Genomic DNA, 1,417 nt, shown 5'->3' on the forward strand with positions numbered 1-1,417 from the left:
GGTCGTGTCCCTGATGGTGGTGTAGCTCGGCGGTAGCGAGGAAGCCCGTCCGCGCGCCTTCCACAGGGCTGTGGCGGGCGGGGCTCCCCGCGGGGTGGTCATCGGCGGTTGCCGGGTAGGGTCGGGTTGCGAGCGCCAACCCCGAACCCGAGAGACCCCCGATGACCGACGAGATGATGGCCCTGCGCGGGCTGATGGAGAAGAGCGACGACACAGATCTCCTGCGCGAGATGATCGGTTTTGCCGCTGAGCGGCTGATGGAGTTGGAGGTGGGTGGCCTGACCGGCGCCGCCCATGGCGAGAAGAGCGCAGAGCGGTTGGTCCAGCGCAATGGCTACCGTGACCGAGACTGGCAGACGCGCGCCGGCATGGTCGAACTGCGCATCCCGAAGCTGCGTAAGGGGTCGTACTTCCCGGCCTTCTTGGAGCCGCGCCGGATGGCCGAGAAGGCGCTCACCGCCGTGATCCAGGAGGCCTACATCCAGGGCATCTCGACCCGTTCGGTCGATGATCTCGTCCAGGCGATGGGCGGCACGGGCGTGTCGAAGAGCCAGGTCAGCCGGCTCTGCCAGGAAATCGACGAGCGCGTGGGCGCGTTCCTCGGCCGGCCGCTCGAGGGCGAGTGGCCCTACCTCTGGATCGACGCGACCTACGTGAAGGTGCGCCAGGACGGCCGCATCGTCTCTGTCGCCGTGATCGTGGCGGTCGGCGTGAACACTGACGGCCGGCGCGAGGTGCTCGGCATGGACGTCGGCCCCTCCGAGGCTGAGACCTTCTGGACCGCGTTCCTGCGCAAGCTGGCGCGCCGCGGCCTGCGCGGGGTCAAGCTGGTGATCTCGGACGCCCACGAGGGCATCAACGCGTCGGTGGCCAAGGTGATGAACGCGACCTGGCAGCGTTGCCGCGTCCACTTCATGCGCAACGTGCTCGCTCATGCCGGACGCAGCGGGCGGCGTGTCGTCTCCGCCTTCATCGCCACGGCATTTGCCCAGGACGACGCCGAGGCGGCCCGGCTCCAGTGGCGGCGCGTGGCCGACCAACTCCGGCCGAAGGTCCCCAAGCTCGCAGCCCTGATGGACGAGGCGGAGCCCGACGTGCTGGCCTACATGGGCTTCCCGACCGCCCATCGGGTCAAGCTGCACTCCACGAACCCGCTGGAACGCCTGAACGGCGAGATCAAGCGCCGGACCGAGGTGGTCGGCATCTTCCCCAACGAGGCTGCCATCACGCGCCTCGTCGGCGCGATCCTGCTGGAACAGAACGACGAGTGGGCCGTCCAGCGCTCCCGCTACCTCACCCTGGAAAGCATCGCCCCGATCGGCGATGATCCCCTCGTCAGCCTGCCCACCCTGGCAGCCTGATCAATCCGGCCCCGGCCGGTGATCGTGGTGGCCACGCCGAAGCTACACCACGCCAG

The 1,417-nt window shown here is 68.9% G+C and carries 1 protein-coding gene; it reads left to right on the plus strand.

Annotated features, from left to right (window positions below):
* Positions 1–161 precede the first annotated feature (161 nt).
* Positions 162–1,361, plus strand: a complete 1,200-nt coding sequence (locus MKK82_RS00010) for an IS256 family transposase (RefSeq protein ID WP_243984154.1) — start codon at positions 162–164, stop codon at positions 1,359–1,361.
* Positions 1,362–1,417 lie beyond the last annotated feature (56 nt).

The sequence above is a fragment of the Methylobacterium sp. E-046 genome (genome assembly GCF_022829625.1).
In the GTDB taxonomy this organism is placed as follows: domain Bacteria; phylum Pseudomonadota; class Alphaproteobacteria; order Rhizobiales; family Beijerinckiaceae; genus Methylobacterium; species Methylobacterium longum.

What these genes read in the sequence shown, in the direction of transcription:
- MKK82_RS00010 (WP_243984154.1), top strand. Translation starts at nt 162, where the DNA reads ATGACCGACGAGATGATGGCCCTGCGCGGGCTGATGGAGAAGAGCGAC.